Raw genomic sequence first — 16,871 nt, forward strand, 5'->3', positions numbered from 1 at the left:
CGCCCGCAAAGGCCGTCGACGGCTGAATTGCCTCGCCCCGTCCCCTTTCACAAGAGCCTTGTCCATGCCACCTCGTTCCGTCTCCACGTTGTTGTTGCTCGGCTGCCTGACCTTGACGGCGTGCACGACCCAGCCCAAGACCGATGCCAGCTACGACCGCTTCATGCAACTGGCCGCCGACCTGGAAAAACGCGGCGACTCGACGACGGCGGCGTCGTTCTATCAGCGCGCCACGCAACAGCCTGAAGCCGGCGTCGAATCGTGGCGCAAACTCGGTGCCGCGCTGCTTGCCAGCAACGACACACGCGGCGCGGAGCGGGCCTACCAACGTGCGCTGGAGCTCAAGGCCGATGACCCTGAAGCCTTGTTGGGCCTGGGCACCGCACAGTTGCGTCAAGGCAAGCTGCAACGCGCCGTCACCGTGCTCAATCAGGCCGCCACTGCCTTGCAGCAGCCGCAGGCGTGGAACCGACTGGGCATCGCCTACATCCTCAGCGGCGAAGCGGACAAGTCCCAGAGCGCCTTCAATAGCAGCCTTCGTCTGGCACCGAGCGATCTGGACACCCGCTGCAACCTGGCCCTTGCCTATGTGCTGGGTGACGACAATAAGAAGGCCCTGGAAACCATTGACAGCGTTAGCCAGTCGCCGCTGGCGCAACCCCGCCACCAGCGCAATCAATTGCTGGTGATGGTGCTCGCCGGTAAAGAGAAAGACCTCAAAAGCATGACCTTCGACGACATTCCCAAGGCCGAGCGCAGCAAACTGATCGCCGAGGCTCGACGCATCAAGGCAATACCCGACCGTGCCGAACAGGCACGCGAATTGGGGCTGGTCGACGCTCGCTGAAATCATCGCGCCTCCCGAGTGTCGGTGTTGGCCTGCTGCTCCGCCTGACGGCGGCGCAGTTCTTCGCGGTCATAGCCATCGATGTACACCTGCGCGGCCCTGCCCACCGGGGCTGCCATGACCGGACCGGTGCTACGGCCCTGCACCACGTCCGAGCGCTGCTCGACCATCTGCAACAGAATCAGATTGCTGGCGCAGCCCGGCGGCAGCAGCGGCTGAAAATCTTCCCCTACGCCAATGTCGTCCTGCGCAGCGGGCTGCATGCACGCATCCGGCACCAGTTCCACGCGACCATCGGCGCGCGTCACCGCCGTATAACCCGGCGAATAGCTCACCGGATCCAGGTGGGTCTTGCAGCCTGCCAGCAGGCACAGCGTCATCAGAATCGGCAGGCGTGGCATGTTTGAAATGAGGTTCATGGCCGGTTCCTGTCAGTTCATGTAAAAGCCGAACGCGCCGCCACTGCGAGGGCCGGACGCTGCAGTGGTGGCGGCGCGCTGCTTGTCCAACGGGGTGGCGGCCACACGTTCCTTGACCGGTTCGACCAGATAAGGGGTGATCAGAATCACCAGTTCGGTCTCGTTGCGCTGAAAGCGTTTGGAGCGAAACAGACTGCCGAGAATAGGCATGTCGCCCAGCATCGGTACCTTGTCCATGTCCTGACTGCTCTCGCGCTGGAACAGCCCGGCAATGGCGAAGGTCTGGCCGCTGCCGACTTCCACGCGGGTGTCGGCACGTCGCACACGGAACGAAGGCACCTGGTAACCATTGACGTCCAGCGTGGTGGTGCTCATCAGGCTGCTGACTTCAGGACGCACTTGCAGGGCAATACGGCCGTTGGGCAGCAGCGTCGGGCTGAACAACAGCGAGACGCCGTAAGGCTTGTATTCGATACCGACCACTTCACGGTTGACGGGCACCGGTACGGCCACTTCACCACCCGCCAGAAAGCTCGCCGTCTGCCCGGTCATCGCCGTGATGTTCGGTTCTGCCAGCACCTCGAGCACGCCATTGTTTTGCAACGCCTCGAGCATCGCATCGATGTTGACGTTACCCGAGGTGAGCCCGGCGCTGATCACGTTTGACGCACCGCTGGCGGCATCGGCAGCCAGACTGCCACCGGTCAGCAGACCAAACGAAAAAGTGCCGTTATTGAACAGCGCATTCCAGTTCACGCCATAGCGCAGCAGTTCGGAGCGGGAAACTTCAGCGAAGCGCACACGGATGTTGACCTGTGCCGAGCCTGCGTAAGTGGCGCTGTTGACCGTCGACTGAAAGTTCTGGCCCTCGGTGCTCAGCAAGGCATTCAGGTCGGTCGCTTCACCGACATCCTGGACGGCGCCGCTGGCGATCACACGGCTGCCGCTGGCATTGATGCGCGCCTGACTCTGCGGGTGCAACGCCTTGAGCGGGCGGCTTACCGCTGCCGTGCCGCTGCTCACGGCGAGGCTCAGGGTCGCGGTTTCCCGCCCCTCGCTGTCCAGCGCGATCAGGCTGGTCTGCCCGGCTGTTTTGCCGAACACGTAAATCACACCGGGCGATACCACTTGCAGATCGGCAATGCCTGGCTCTGCGACCATGACCGAGTCCACCGGTGCCGAAAAATGCAGAACCCGCCCTTCGCCAATCGCCAGGTCAACGGTGCCCTTGGCGCCTTTGGCGATGGTTTCGGCGTTCGCACCGCCAGCGATGAGCAAGGCACTGAGCGCCAGAAACAACAGACGAATTACAGAAGCTGAACAGATCATGAGGCAGTCGCCAGAGAGGTGGCCGCGTCAGCCTTGGGGGCCGGGCGCGCAGTGATATCAGTCAGGCTGACAGTGCCGACCGCTTGAAGGTTGTATTCGCTGGCCAGCTCGCGATACGACAGCACAGGCAACTGCAGCTCGCCACGCAGGATGATGCGGCGCAGGCCGCGACGCAGCTCGGGGTGTACCAGCAATACCGTCGACTCATCTTCGGGCAGCACATCGCACAGGCGCCGCAACTGTCCAAGTACGGTCCGTCCGATGTCATCGGGCAGCGCGTCACGATTTCTGTCCTGGCGGCCCAACGCGGTACGCAATTTTTCTTCGAGGGCAGGGGCTAGCACAAATGCGCTGATCACCCGGTTGCGATCGGCATACTGGTGGCTGACCTGACGCGCCAGCGCTGCGCGCAGATGTTCAGTCAGACGCCCGGCGTCGGCTTCGCGACCGCCCCACTCCACCATCGCCTCCAGCAATCCACGGCGGTTGCGTATCGACACACCCTCGGCAACCAGCAGCCGCAATACTTCGGCAATACGTTGCAGCGGCAGGATGCGTAACGCTTCCTTGACCAGTTCTGCGTACTTGCCTTCAAGCTGCTCCAGCATCACGCGAGTTTCCTGAATCCCCAGGAAATCTGCAGCATAGCGACGCAAGGTGCGTTCCAGCGTGGCGCGCAGGATTTCATCGGCGAACAGAAAGCCGATGCCTGCCTCCTGCAACTGATCGGCATGCTCGCGCGCTACCCAACGACCGGGACGCGAACTGATCGGCGAAGGGGCTTCGAAGGGCTCCACGGAGATAAGTTGTGCATGCAGCGGATCATCCTGCAGCAGCAGCGATGTGGCACTGAATTCACCTTCGCAGACGGGTACGCCTTCCAGTTCGACCTGAAAGCGATCTGCCGCCATCGAGCGGTCCAGGTAGACGTCCGGCACCGGCACCTCGACCCCCAGATCCGTGCGAATGTCGTGACACATGGCTTCGATGCGCTGGCGTAGCGGCTGCAGGGGCGCTACCTCGGCCAACCCTGCGCCGATGCTCAACAGTACCTGAGTGTCGCGGGGACGCTCGGCTTCCTCCAGCGCGGCGACTGGCTCGGGTTCAGTCGCCGACGCTTGTTCAGGTTGCTCGACCTCTGTAGTGGGCAGGCTGGCCCGATGCTGACGCCGCCAGAGGAAAAATGCGCTGCTGCCAAGCAGAGCCGCCAGCACGACGAATACCGGCATGGGGAAGCCGGGCAGCAGCCCGACGCCAAACAGAATCAGTGCGGTAAGCCCCAGCGCCCGATGGCTGGCCCCCAGTTGCCTGACGATCTCGGTGCCCAGGTCGCGTTCTTCGCCATCGCTGTTGACCCGTGTCACCACGGTGCCCGCAGCCACTGAAATCAACAACGCCGGAATCTGCGCGATCAGACCATCGCCGACGGTCAGCAGCGAATAGGTATGCGCCGCCTCGGCGAACGGCATGCCACGCTGAACCATACCGATCATCATGCCGCCCAGCAGATTGACGAACAGGATCACCAGCCCGGCAATGGCATCGCCCTTGACGAACTTCATGGCACCGTCCATGGCCCCGAACATCTGGCTTTCCCGCTCCAGGCGCGAACGACGGCGTCTGGCCTCGGCCTGATCGATGTCACCGTTGCGCAGATCGTTGTCGATGCTCATCTGCTTGCCCGGCATCGCGTCAAGGGTAAACCGTGCAGCGACCTCGGCGACCCGCTCGGCACCTTTGGTGATGACTACGAATTGCGCCACGGTGATGATCAGAAACACCACCAGCCCGACCACGACCTGGCCTGCGATCACAAAGTCGCCGAACGCCTTGACGATATGACCGGCATTGCCATCCAGCAGGATCAGACGCGTCGTGGTGATCGACAGCGAAAGACGAAACAGGGTACTGAGCAGGATCAGCGGTGGCAGTGCCGAAAATTCCACCGAATGATTGATGTAAAACGCGACGATCAGAATCAGCAGGCTGAGCGCAATGTTCAGAGCAATCAGCGCGTCCACCAGGTAAGTGGGCAGCGGTATGATCATCATTGCGATGGCCATGAGCATGAACGCGACGATGATCACATCGGTGCGTTTCGAGGCAATCTCGGCCAGCCGGTTGAGGCGGTTCATGAGGGTCATTGCGCGGCCCTCCGGGCATCCAGATAACGTCTGAAACACTGACGCGCTTCGTCCCTGCGACCGGCTTTCCACAGCGCCCGGCTACGCAACAGAATCAGCGACGCACTCTCGCCCTGCTGCTCGACCAGACGGTCCAGTGCAGCGAGCGCCCTGTCAGCATCTCCGCTGTCAGTGAACGCCAGAACCAGGCTGTGCAACAGCGCGGTGTCAGTCGGCGCCAGCTGGATGGCGATCAGCAGCATCACCAGCGCCCGCTGAGGCTGACCACTGCGGCGGTACAGATTACCGAGCCCGGTTAACAGCTCGACACATTCGCGATCCTGGGCTGCACTCATGGCTGCACCTCGGCACGCTGCTGTTCAAGCAAGAGACGCAATTCGATTTCCTCTCGAATCACCTCTTCAGCCAACTCGCGGATTTCCGGTTCTGCATCCAGCGCCGGCAGCACTTCATCAAGCACGTAGCGCAATACCTGCAACGAGCGCGCCGGGCCAAACAACGGCGCGCCGACACCAGCGGCCTGCTCGGTCTGTTCAAGCTCGCCACGCAGTGAGCGACGGACCTTGCGCTCGCGTTGATCCAGCAGCGCTTCGAATCGCGTGCCCTGTCTTGGCTGCGTCGGCGCGACACGCTCGACAGCTGGCAAGGACGCCGGAGAAGTCGGGGTAATGGGCCGCAGGTCGACTTTCATAATGTGAAGGCAAACCGTTCCTGACCACGCACCAGACGCACCTGATCACCTTCGATACTTTCCAGCGTCCAGTCGTCCGCCAGCATCGCGCCGGGATAGACGCGCTTGCCATGCTCGTCGATGACATATGGGTTGCGTCCGAACCAGACGGCTTGCAGGCGCACACGTGGCGTCGCAACCGCTGCGCTCACCTGAACGTTGGGGGTCAGGACGATGCGCTGGCCAAAACGGCTGTCGAAGTCGCGCTGAACCCTTAGCCAGCTGCTTTTAAGATCAGCGGGATAACTGCCTGCCACACTCAACTGACCGTCCTGCTCGTGGACACGCAATTGACCAAGCCTGGCGTCGCGCAGTGCCTGATCCAGCCAGTTCCGGGCTTCGGACAGCGTTGGCATGGAGACGTCGACAGGCACTGCGGCCACACCGACGGCGCCACGATGCGCCGCAGCCTCTGGCGGCGCGCGAAACGCAAATGCAGTAGCGCATGTCACCAGCAGCAACAGCGCACCCAGCATCGGCAACTTGAATGCATGCAGTGTACGGGGTGCGGCGGATGAGGCTTTTGCAGGTCGGGTGCTGCGCAGACGCAAGCGGCTTTGGCCGAGCGTCAGCTCGACGGGCAACCCGAGTCGCTGCCCATGCCCCTCGGGGATAAGCAGACGCTTGCCAAGCGCATCCAGTGCGGTCACATCACCGCCCAGCGCCTCAATGGCAACGAGATCATCGGAAAAGCGCAGGCGCGCATGCTGAGCAGCGATATCGGCATCGCCCAGCACCAGATCGGCCATAGCGCCACTGCCGATTGTATAGACCGGCTTGTCGAGCGTCAGGGCAACGCCCTGGTGCAAGCCGTGGAGAATTTCGAGCGATGCCACGCCATTATCCTGCTCGGCAGCATCTGGCGTTGCGCTCAATGAAATCAGGGCTGTCATGATCGAGTCACCACCGTGTGATTTACCGGAAACGGCACGTCAGAGCCGGGTAAAGCTGTCGATCGAAAGACGTTGTGCAAATCATGCAAGAAGCGAGTGTGGGCGGCAGCGCCGCCGCCCACACCACGACATCAGTTCTGAGGACGTTGCTTGGTAGCGTCCAACTCTGCCTTTTTGGCAGTGGAGATTTCAGTGATCTTGGCCGACTTCTCGATAGCCATGTCAAAGGTAGCGGACATCTTTTCGATTGCCGCGTCCGAATTGCCGGAGCTTACCGGTGCAGTCTCACTCATGTTGTTTCTCCTTGCTTAGAGGGGGAAGTTTCAACTGCCAAGAGGCAGAGCAATATGCCATCACTGAACAGTGAGTCCGGGACTGTTACTTGATGATCCCAACGAGCAGCGTGTTCACTGTTCCGCCAGATCGATACTACGCAAGGAGGATTAACGGATGCTGTGAAAAGTTGTGAAATTGGTTTTCACAACCCGTTAAAACAATTAACCAACAATGATATCAAAATGATATTTATTACTGCATTATTTCTGGCAAGACAAAGTTTTTATGTGTCCGCCGAACCGAAGGCGCCGTACTACGTGCCCTACAGGCATACGATTTGATACTCGACAAGCGTGTGAAACGTTGTGAAAACGCAGGCATTGATCTTCCTTATCGCCCGCCAAGTGTTAGTGTCTGCTCATTAAGCTCACTGACCGGACATTCGTAAAACGAGAACCCGTTCAAACTATAGAAGTGTGAACTCGTTTTAACCACGCCCTGTGCAAGATGTTTGAAACTGCATCGTCGCCACCGCGTATTGCCTGAATATCGAGGCTGCTGCGCAACACATGGCGATTTTAGCGATCGGTCGAAGTACCCCCCTCCAACGGCCAATCGCATTGACTGCCCACAACAGGAGTTACCCGCCATGTCGACGTCAACAGTCAGCCCGACACCCTCCCCCAGCTCTGCTCCGGGGGGGAACGCAAACATCCGCTTCAATCAGGTGCTGCAATCGAGCAACCGCAGCAGCACCTATCGTCCTGCCAGCGCGACCGAAAAAGCGCCTGCGCTGGGCGATTATGCATCCATAGAAAAGCCGGGCACTGTCGCAGCCGATACGGTTCGCTATGTGACCGAAAAAGGTGATCACGTTCTGGTCTACCGGTCCACCAGCCCGGCGCTTTACCAGCAAGTGGTAGCGGATCAACCCAGGCTTGCCGGCTTCAAGACCAGCGTGACGCAGGGCTACAAGCCGGCTGCGGCAGATGCCGAGGCGCCACCGAACCTCGGTGGCTACCTGCGCATCGGCGCACCGGACGAAATGGGGCCGGGCCTGATTCGCTATGAGGCCGCCGACGGCAGCAAGATCATGGTATCGCAACAGGACAACCCGGAATTGTTCAAGCAGGTCGCGTCGGATTTCAAGTCGCTTTCCGGCATAAACAGCAGCCAGCAGGATGGCTATCGGGCGGCTGACGCGGATGAAAAAATCCCCGCCAAACTGGGCGATTTCGCAGAAGTCGGTCCGGTCGACGAGGTCGGACCGGGTGTGATGCGCTTCGTTGACCGGGATGGCAACAAGATTGTGGTGTCAGGGCGCGACAACCCCGAGCTGTACGCTGCCGCCAAAGATGCCTACAACTCGCTGACCGGCCTGAGCAAAAGCGAGTCGGAAGGTTATCGCCGCGCGGGTGACAACGAAGTCTGGCCGCCCGTGTTCGGCACCACCGTCGGCCCGCTGAACGAGGCCGGCCCTGGCACCATTCGCTATGAACACAACGGCGAAAAAGTGGTGGTCGCCCGTGATGACAATCCCGGCCTGTTCAAGTTTTTGACAGGGCTGCAAAGCGTCGTTTCAGACCCCGAAAAAAGCGCAGCGCTGGAAAAGGCGGTCAATGAAGGACAACTCCTCGCCGACGGCAACACGCCTTTACCGAGCCTTAACGACATCACCGAGTTCAACTGGATACCCGGCCAGGAAGGCAGCCAGATCAGCTACAAGAATCAGAGCGGCGAAGTGATTGTCGTGACCCAGGCACTGACCCCCGATCTGTTCGACAAGGTCACCTCGCTCAAGGACGCTTGGGACAAGATCAACAGCAGCCGCGAAGAAGGCTACACGTTGGCAGGCCCCAACGACTTTCTGAAAAATCAGGACATCACCATCGGTTCGCCAGACGAGCTGGGTTCGGGGCTGATCCGCTTCGAGAACGACGACGGCAAGTTCATCGTCTCCAAGGACGCCAGCCCCCAGCTGTATGACGACGTGGTGCAGAAATGGAATGAGCTGGGCACCGGCAATATCAGTGAAACCCGCAGTCGGCATAACCTGCCCGGTGCGTCCGAAGTTGACCTCATGGGTCAGAATACCGGTGTGAAGGCTGACAAGGATGACGAAAAATCCGAAGAACTGAATGTGGGCGAGCTGGCGACCAAGGAACTGCTCGACCAATACCGCGAAGGCGTAAAAAACGGTGATATCCCCAAGGACGATCCGCGCGCCAAACTGGTCCGGGCCATCGAAGCGCAGGCCGCCTACGACAACGGTCGCGGCCTGACCGGGTACGAGGAGGCACAAGGTGCGTTCGGCGGCACCTGGCGAGAGTTCGACAGCAAGCAGACTCAGCTGAGCTCGGCGGATATGCACGACATCATTGACGGTGGCAAGCTGCAGGAGCAGCTGACTACGCTGTTCTCCGACCCTACGGTGCAGCAGGATTACCAGAGCAAGCTGACCGATGCCGTGAACAAGGTGCCCAACAAGGACGAGATCAAGCAAAAACTGCTGGACCTCACGGCGAGCCCCGACTACGTACTTTACCTCAAGGACTTGCAGAAACAGGGGCTCGGCCAGGAAGCGCAAAAGGACCTGAGCGACACGTTGTCCTCACTGGCACTGGTCGATCCCGAAGCCGCCAGCAAGGCCGCGCAGTCCATCCAGGCCGACGGATTGACCAGCGACCTCAATGACCTGGTGGCAGACCCGTCGAAGATCAGTGACGAAAACAATGCCCTCGCCACCAAGGACCTGTTCGGCCTGCTCAAGGCAGAACTCAAGGGCTTTCTGGTGGACATGCCGCGCTTCCTGCAGCCGACGTTCGAGAAGTTCATCGAGGAAGGCGTCGTGGGCAACGCCAAACCTGCTGATATCGCCAAGGCGCTGAAGGAAGTGGGCGATGCTTATCAGAAAAACGGCAAAGTCAGTGAGGCCGATATAAAAACTGCCCTGTCCAAGCCTTACATTCCAGTCGCCGATCGCGGCAAGCTGGGCGAGATTTTCAACACGCTGAACAGCAAGGGTGTCATGGGCTCCGTCGCGGCTGGCGTGTCGTTGTTCTCGGCCATTTATCAAATGGTCGGTAACGGCGGCAAGCTCGGTGAGACACCGCTCCAGCGCCTGGCCATCGCCAAGGACTTCCTCAGCTTTGCCGGTGGCGCCAGCCATTTTGTGCGCCTGGCCGACAAGGTGGGTGACCTGATGGGCAAAGGCGGCCTGGTTGATTTACTCGGGCTGGACAAGACCGTGCCGGAAATCTGGGGCAAGCAGGACATGAAGCCGCCGAAGGTTGAAGTCAGCCCCAGCGGTCTTTCTGCGGCACGGCTCGACGAGATCCGCAACGCACTGGACATCCCTGATGACACCCGAATGGCCGTTATCGGTGACCTGACCGGTAGCGCTGAAAGCGAACGCACCGCGATGCAAGGCATTTCTCAACGACTGGACAGCGAGACCAAATTGAAGCCGGGGATGGCCAGCAAGATTGCCGGTTCGGTGGTCAAGGTTCTCGGTCCGGCGACGGATCTGGCCGGCGGTTTTGCCGACATCGTGCTGGGAGCGTTTACCATCAGGGACGGTGTCAAATCCGGTGACAAACTGGCTCAGGCCGCAGGCGGTCTGCAAATTGCGGGCGGCGCGTTCGGCGCTTCAGCCGGCGTGCTGGGCACCGCCGCACTGGTGGGTGCAGGGGGCGCTGCGGCCACGGCACTGGCCGGACCGTTCTTTCTGGTCGGGGTGGTGGTTGCGGTGGTAGGCGGAGTCATCGGCTACTTCGTGGACCACAACAAAAAGCAGAAAGCCTCCGAAAAGGAAAATGACTGGTATCGCGACCTGGCAGCTGACGGCCTGTTGCAGGCTGACTGGGGTGACAAGGTCGAATACGCACACTATTCGATCCATCACTACAGGGAGCGCGAAGCGCCGGAAGACGATAGCCTGTTTCGTTTCCAGAGTGCCGAATGGGAGCATTTCGACGAGACGCCACAAAAGGACGGTTCATCGAGCAATCGTCTGGATGACGAGCTGCATGTGGAATACGGCGAGACGCATGAATCACCGGATCAACAACAGCGTGAAGACTTGAGAAACGCACCCCGCTGGACTGGCCCGAAAATCTGAGTCTCCTCTGCGCAAACGACTCCAGAGCCGCCATACCAAGTGGCTCTGGAGTCCGCCGCTCTGCGGGACGATCAAAGTTTGCCGATCTCTCCGGTCGCCTCGCCAATGGTCGCCAGCGTAGCCTCGATATCGTCGATTGCCTGTTCAAGCCCGACGAACGATTGCTGGATTGCTTCGCGGGTGTCTACCGTCTGCTGACCCCGTAAACGCTCAACGCGCTCCAGTTCACTGAGCTGCAGGTTACGCACCTCTTCCCTTAACGTTTGCAGCGTCTTCCAGACCAAACCGAATTGTTGCTGGCTGTCATGTCCCACCTTCGTATCCTCTGTCGATCGGCTCAAGGGCAAGGTTGAGACAGCCTGCAAACCCAATACTCCACTTTATTGCGCGCTGTGGAACTGAAACCGCCGCCGGTCAGGCTCGATGTCCATCGTTTTGAATTTACCGCCGTTATCAGGATCACTTTTTCATGCCTGTAACGACTGCTGTCGCTGCAATATCCTGAATGAAGCTTGCTTGCGCAGTGTAGAAAGCAGCGTCGTCGCTGGCGGTCCAGGCTCGAACGAGCGAATGAACAGACCAGCGCTTACCCTCTTTGGCCTCTAGCCTTCTGTAGCGTCAATGAAAAGGAATTTTCCACCATGGCCACTCCCGACACCTCATCACTGCGCCGTGCGATCACCGCCCCCATGCTGACCCTGTTCATTCTTGGCGACGTGCTGGGTGCTGGCGTCTACGCATTGGCAGGTACGATCGCCGGTCGCGTCGGCGGAGCCATCTGGGCGCCCTTGCTGATTGCCCTGTGCTTTGCCTTGCTGACCGCAGCGTCCTACGCCGAACTGGTGACCAAATACCCGCGTGCGGGTGGTGCCGCGGTGTACGCCGAAAAAGCCTTCGGCAAACCGCTGCTGTCGTTTCTGGTCGGCTTTTCCATGGTGGCGGCAGGCGTCACCAGTGCGGCCGGGCTGGCAGTCGCGTTTGCCGGCGACTACTTCCAGGCGTTGGTAAGCTGGCCCGCACAGTGGGTATGTGTGGGTTTTCTGGTGATTGTCGCGCTGTTGAATGCGCGTGGCATCAAGGAGTCGTTGTCGGCCAATCTGGTAATGACCCTGATTGAGTTGAGCGGGCTGGCGATGGTGATTGCGGCCGCAGTCTGGTTCGTCAGTCAGGGCAATGGTGTGCCGCAACGTGTATTCGAACTGGACACCAACTCACCGGCCACCGCGATTCTTGCCGCATCGTTGCTGGCATTTTATTCATTTGTGGGCTTCGAGACGTCTGCCAACCTGGCCGAAGAGATCAAGGATGTGCGCAGGGTTTATCCACGGGCGCTGTTCGGTGCACTGCTCATTGCAGGCGTGGTTTACATGCTGGTCGGCGTGGGCGCGGCCATGGTGCTGCCCGTCGAACAGTTGAAGGCTTCACAGGCCCCGTTGATGGACGTGGTCAGCGCGTCGGGGCTGGGGATACCTGCCCCATGGTTCGCGGTGATCGCGCTGATTGCGGTTGCCAATGGCGCACTGCTGACCATGATCATGGCCAGCAGACTGACCTTCGGGATGGCTCGTGAAGGGCTGTTGCCCGCTGTGATGGGCTCGGTTCTGCCTCAACGGCGCACACCCGGCGTGGCCATTTTCGCAACCACAGTGGTTGCTATCGCATTGTCCTTTACCAGCACCCTGACCACGCTCGCCGAAACCGTGGTGTTGTTGTTGCTGTTCGTGTTTCTCAGCGTCAATATCGCGGTTCTGGTGCTCAAGCGCGACAAGGTCGAAGCCGGCCATTTTCAGGTTCACTGGGTGATTCCGGTATTGGCGATCCTTTCCTGCCTGCTTTTGCTGACCCAGCAAGGTCCTGAAACCTGGTTGCGTGCCGGCATGATGCTCGCTGTCGGAGCCGCGCTTTATGGACTGACCCGATTAGGCAGTTCAGCGCTGGTTTCACACCCGCGCTAAACGGCTGCCTCTGAGGGTGATCGGATCGGACGTCGAAACCAGCCATGTATTTTACGCTCCAGATCATCCACGCAGGCGAACGCCGCTGGTACCACCAGCAAGCTCAGTGCTGTAGAGGTGATTAACCCACCGATCACCGCGATCGCCATGGGCTGCCGGAAGCTCGCATCTGCCCCGAGGCCCAGCGCAATGGGCATCATCCCTGCGATCATGGCCAGTGTTGTCATGACAATCGGACGCACTCGTTTGTGACAGGCGTTGAGCAAGGCGTCGAACACCGGCAGGCCCTGCTTGCGAATGCCCATTACCGAATACTCGACGAGCAGAATGGAGTTCTTGGTAACGATGCCCATCAACATGACCAAACCAATCATAGATGGCAAACTCAGCATGCCGTGCGTGACGAGCAGCGCTACAAAGGCGCCGCCTACCGACAGCGGGATGGCGAACAAAATGGTAAGTGGCTGGAAGAAGTCGCTGAACAACAAAACCAGGACAACGTACACGCAGACCAGCCCAATGACGATTGCCATGCCGAAACCTTCCATGAGCTCCGCCATAATTTCAGCATCACCCGTTTCTATCAGCTTGACGCTGGAAGGCATCGACTGAATGGCTGGTAGCGCCTTGGCGGCCGCAAGTGCCTGTCCCAGAGGCATGTGCCCAAGGTCCGCACTGACATTGGCATATCGACGCCGGTCGTAACGGTCAATCTGGGTAGGGCCGCTTTCCACCGTCAGGTTCGCGACGCTGGAAACAGGAATCAGACCATCACGCCCACGAACCCGAAGATTGGAGATCGTTTGCAAGTCTTGGCGGGCGGCGTCCGGGATGCGGACCTGAATGGCGATCTGTCGATTATCAAGATTGAGTTTGGCCATCTGGGCATCGAAGTCACCGTTGGTGGCGATACGAACTGTCTCGCCAATCGAAGCAGTCGTCACACCACGCTCGGCCGCGTGTCTGGCATCCGGGCGAACTACGATTTCCGGGCGCTCCAGACTGGCGGTCGAAGTGATATTAGCCAAACCAGAAATGTTCCTTAACTCCCGTTCCAGTGCCTGGGCCGCAGCTCTGAGTGCCACTGTGTCGTCACTGGCCAGAATCAGTGACATTTTTTCGCCCAGGCCGCCCGTCCCGAGAGAGAATCTCGCTCCGGGAACATCTTGCAGAACTGCGCGTATCTGGTTCTCGATATCGGTCTGGCTCGCACGCGTCCCACGAGCAGAAAGCACCAATGTCATGGTCGCCCGACGTAGCTCAGCAGCCTGGGTCTGTCCGTGCCCGGCAGGTTGCGCAACACCCGCCGTGCTGAACACATGCTCGATCCCGTCAATATGCTTTAAGGCATGGCTGACTGCTTCAACGGTGGCTCTCGTAGCGTCCAGACTGCTGCCCGGAGGAAGCTCAACATTGATGTTGCTGTAGCCTTTGTCGGAGGCCGGGATGAGACCCGTCTCAAGTAGCGGGACCATGGCCACCGAGGCGACGAAGACAAGTCCTGTACCAATCATTGTGAGAACGCGATGGTCAAGGCACCAGCGTACGCAGTTCAGGTAGCGCCTCATTAGCGCGCCATCCTCTGCCTCAGTGTGATCTGTATGGGGTTTGAGTAGATAGGCGGCCATCATTGGCGTCAGTATTCGCGCTACCAGCAATGAAGACAGCACGGCCACAACCGCTGTCCAGCCAAACTGCTTGAAGAACAAGCCGGGCACGCCACTCATCATTGCAGTAGGCAGGAACACTACTACCAGGGTCATGGTGGTAGCCATGACGGCCAAGGCAATTTCGGTTACGGCATCACCGGCAGCCTGCTTAATGGGTTTACCCATGCGACTGTGCCGTTCGATGTTCTCAATCTCGACAATGGCATCATCCACCAGGATGCCGACGATGACCGCCAGGGCGAGCAGTGTCAGCGTGTTGAGGGAGTAACCGAGCCAGTTCATAACCAGGAAAGTCGGCAGGACTGACAAGGGCAAGGCAGACGCCGAAATCAATGTGGCTCGCCAATCACGCAGGAACCACCACACCACGAGAACGGCCAGCAAGGCACCTTCGTAAAGCATGTGCATGGAACCTTCGTACTGTTCGTGCGTGTAGTCGACAGTGCCGGAAACTTTGGTGAAATTCAGGCTTGGGTCAGCACTATGGAGTTTATCCAGCGCATCGGTGACGTCTGCCGCGACACGGGTTTCATCGACATCTTTGGCCCGGAACAGTCTGAACCCCACCACAGGCTTACCATCCAGGGTGGCGATCTGGGTGCGATCGGCAATGGTGTCCTTCACCACCGCCAACTGATCCAGGTTGACGCGTTGGCCATTGCCTAGCACCACTGGAAGGCTGTTCAGTTCCCACGCCTGGCGCACAGTGGCAATAGTGCGAACGGCTTGTTCGGTCCCGCCCATTTGTCCTCGGCCGCCGGAGGATTCCTGTTCGACGTTTTTCAATGCCCGTGAAACTTCGGCAGCCGTTGCTCCTTGTGCGGCGAGCCTTGCGGGATCAACCTCTACAACTACCTGGCGCTGTACGCCGCCCACCCGCTCGAACTTACCGATGCCAGGCACACCCAGAATTGTCTTGTTGAGGGAGTCATCCACGAACCAGGAAAGGGCTTCTTCGTCCAGCCGTGAAGACGCTACTGCATAAAGCAGAGTCGCCTCGTCGCTGCCAACTCGAACTGCGCTAATTGAAGGTTGTTCCAAATCGCTGGGTAGGTCGGAACGAACACGATCAACCGCATCTTTGGCTTCGATCAAGGCATCAGAAAGTTTCTTTTCAAGAATGAATTCGACATTGATGGTGACCAGCCCATCAACGATAGACGTGCTGATGTGCTTTATACCGGACAGTGTGGCCAGCGAGTTCTCTACCTTGCGCGCCACCTCCGTTTCCAGTTGCGCAGGCGCTGCGCCCGGTTGAGTCAGCGAAATGACGACCGTGGGTAAATCGATATCTGGCATGTTGGCTATGGGTAAGGCCCGAAACCCCAGAATACCCGCCAGGGAAAGCAGGATGAAAAGCAGGACGGACGGAATGGGGTTTCGAATCGACCAGGTAGCGAAGTTCATGGCTGCACCTTCACTTCAGCAGGCACAGCAGCAATGCGCACCAGATCGCCGTCATTCAGGAAGCCAGCCCCCTGTACAACGACTTTGTCTGTTTCGCCGATCCCGGAAACGATCTCCACCTCGCTAGCCTGCCGACGACCTACCGCTACTGCCTGCATCTTGATCCGATTCTGGTCGAGTAACCTGGCGACGTAGCTGCGTCCATCACGAATCACCACGCTGGCAGCAGGCACGACGACCGCTGGGCTTTCGGACAGCCCGATCAATCCTTTGGCGTACATCCCGGCGCGTGCCGTGCTGCCTGGCTCGATATCGGCATAAGCCAGGCCAAGGCGGGTCTGATTATCCAGACTCGGTGCCAACTCGCGGACCGTAGCGGTGGCGGCGCTGCCATCAGGCAGGTCAAGGGTGATGTGCTGGCCAGCCTTGATGCTGGTCAATTGAGCCGCGTTCAGTTCGCCCCGCCACTCCAGTCGGCTTTGACGAATCAGTCGGAACAACTCCTGGCCATTGCCGTAAACCGCCCCGACCGTAGCGGTACGCGCACTGATTACACCGTCATCCGGAGCAATTACCCGGGCGTAACGCAGTTGCAACTGGGTACCGGTGAGCAATGCCTTGTCGACCTCCGCCTGGGTTTCATACTGGAGCACTTCCTGATCACTCATGCTGCCCGTGCCTTTGAGTTGCACTGCGCGGTTGCGATTGGACTCCGCCTCGCGCCAGTTGGCCTTGAGGCGAGATTCGTCAGCACTCAACAAATCGGCATCAAAGGTCGCGAGCAGTTGGCCACGTTTCACGTAATCCCCCACATTGACGCGCATGTCATTGAGTCGCAGGTTGGAAACCTGAGAGCCTATAACCGCTTCCTCCCAAGGAGCTACTGAACCGCTCGCTTCGATGACCGACGGCCAATGGAGAACAGTTGCCGCAGTGACTGTCACGGTCAGGGCCGCAACCGGCTGGGCGTCCACCGGAGTTGCTGTGATCGGTAGGGCAAGAAACAATAGGCCTCCTGCAATCAGAACCGCGCCGGAAACGATCAATCTCAAAGATTTGCGCCCGAACAGCTCAGACAAAA

The 16,871-nt window shown here is 59.4% G+C and carries 14 protein-coding genes; 3 read left to right on the forward strand and 11 right to left on the reverse strand.

The genetic code is table 11. The annotated features are described in order from the left end of the window. Nucleotides 1–64: 64 nt before the first annotated feature. The gene (locus tag P406_RS23965; RefSeq protein WP_003410071.1) at nt 65–847 is read left to right on the forward strand and encodes a tetratricopeptide repeat protein; all 783 of its coding nucleotides are present in this window, start codon (nt 65–67) and stop codon (nt 845–847) included. Nucleotides 848–849: 2 nt separating this feature from the next. Here P406_RS23965 and P406_RS23970 read toward each other — a convergent pair whose 3' ends face one another. The 8 genes from P406_RS23970 to P406_RS30425 all read right to left on the reverse strand — a co-directional run bounded on the left by P406_RS23970 (nt 850) and on the right by P406_RS30425 (nt 7,272). After that, entirely contained in the window at nt 850–1,266 is a 417-nt protein-coding gene (locus P406_RS23970) for a hypothetical protein (protein WP_046237558.1), read from the reverse strand. A gap of 12 nt (nt 1,267–1,278) precedes the next feature. Beyond that, nucleotides 1,279–2,595 (reverse strand): type II and III secretion system protein family protein, encoded by a 1,317-nt coding sequence (locus P406_RS23975; RefSeq protein ID WP_003416330.1) that lies wholly within the window; start codon nt 2,593–2,595, stop codon nt 1,279–1,281. Then, nucleotides 2,592–4,739: a type III secretion system export apparatus subunit SctV gene (sctV, locus tag P406_RS23980; RefSeq protein ID WP_024693169.1), complete on the reverse strand. Its 2,148-nt coding sequence runs from the start codon at nt 4,737–4,739 to the stop codon at nt 2,592–2,594. Before sctV ends, P406_RS23975 begins: the two co-directional genes overlap by 4 nt. Then, nucleotides 4,736–5,074 (reverse strand): type III secretion apparatus assembly chaperone SctY, encoded by a 339-nt coding sequence (sctY, locus tag P406_RS23985; RefSeq protein WP_003416326.1) that lies wholly within the window; start codon nt 5,072–5,074, stop codon nt 4,736–4,738. Before sctY ends, sctV begins: the two co-directional genes overlap by 4 nt. Next, nucleotides 5,071–5,430, reverse strand: coding sequence for a hypothetical protein (locus tag P406_RS23990; RefSeq protein WP_046237559.1), 360 nt, complete (start codon nt 5,428–5,430; stop codon nt 5,071–5,073). Before P406_RS23990 ends, sctY begins: the two co-directional genes overlap by 4 nt. After that, complete coding sequence (locus P406_RS23995) at nt 5,427–6,362, reverse strand: SctD/MshK family protein (RefSeq protein WP_046237560.1); 936 nt, start codon at nt 6,360–6,362, stop codon at nt 5,427–5,429. The genes P406_RS23990 and P406_RS23995 overlap by 4 nt, the downstream gene beginning before the upstream one ends. A 131-nt stretch (nt 6,363–6,493) precedes the next feature. After that, a complete protein-coding gene (locus P406_RS29515; RefSeq protein WP_003369172.1) occupies nt 6,494–6,655 on the reverse strand; it encodes a hypothetical protein in 162 nt (53 codons plus the stop codon). A 470-nt stretch (nt 6,656–7,125) separates the two neighbouring features. Further along, nucleotides 7,126–7,272, reverse strand: coding sequence for a formate dehydrogenase N subunit beta transmembrane domain-containing protein (locus tag P406_RS30425; protein WP_162234395.1), 147 nt, complete (start codon nt 7,270–7,272; stop codon nt 7,126–7,128). Between the two features lie 15 nt (nt 7,273–7,287). On the opposite strand from P406_RS30425, the gene P406_RS24000 reads away from it, so the two are divergent. Next, nucleotides 7,288–10,758 carry a hypothetical protein gene (locus P406_RS24000; protein WP_046237561.1) on the forward strand — a complete coding sequence of 1,157 codons (3,471 nt, stop codon included), beginning with the start codon at nt 7,288–7,290 and terminating at the stop codon, nt 10,756–10,758. A gap of 71 nt (nt 10,759–10,829) precedes the next feature. Here P406_RS24000 and P406_RS24005 read toward each other — a convergent pair whose 3' ends face one another. Further along, nucleotides 10,830–11,072 carry a hypothetical protein gene (locus tag P406_RS24005; protein ID WP_046237600.1) on the reverse strand — a complete coding sequence of 81 codons (243 nt, stop codon included), beginning with the start codon at nt 11,070–11,072 and terminating at the stop codon, nt 10,830–10,832. A 327-nt stretch (nt 11,073–11,399) separates the two neighbouring features. Here P406_RS24005 and P406_RS24010 point away from each other — a divergent pair, with 327 nt between their 5' ends. After that, complete coding sequence (locus P406_RS24010; RefSeq protein WP_046237562.1) at nt 11,400–12,713, forward strand: APC family permease; 1,314 nt, start codon at nt 11,400–11,402, stop codon at nt 12,711–12,713. On the opposite strand, the gene P406_RS24015 is transcribed toward P406_RS24010, so the two are convergent. Then, nucleotides 12,710–15,790 (reverse strand): efflux RND transporter permease subunit, encoded by a 3,081-nt coding sequence (locus tag P406_RS24015; protein WP_046237563.1) that lies wholly within the window; start codon nt 15,788–15,790, stop codon nt 12,710–12,712. The genes P406_RS24010 and P406_RS24015 overlap by 4 nt on opposite strands. Then, the gene (locus tag P406_RS24020) at nt 15,787–16,797 is read right to left on the reverse strand and encodes an efflux RND transporter periplasmic adaptor subunit (protein WP_244467804.1); all 1,011 of its coding nucleotides are present in this window, start codon (nt 16,795–16,797) and stop codon (nt 15,787–15,789) included. The genes P406_RS24015 and P406_RS24020 overlap by 4 nt, the downstream gene beginning before the upstream one ends. Between the last annotated feature and the right edge of the window lie 74 nt (nt 16,798–16,871).

This window comes from Pseudomonas syringae pv. coryli str. NCPPB 4273 (assembly GCF_000972175.1).
Taxonomy (GTDB): Bacteria; Pseudomonadota; Gammaproteobacteria; order Pseudomonadales; family Pseudomonadaceae; genus Aquipseudomonas; species Aquipseudomonas syringae.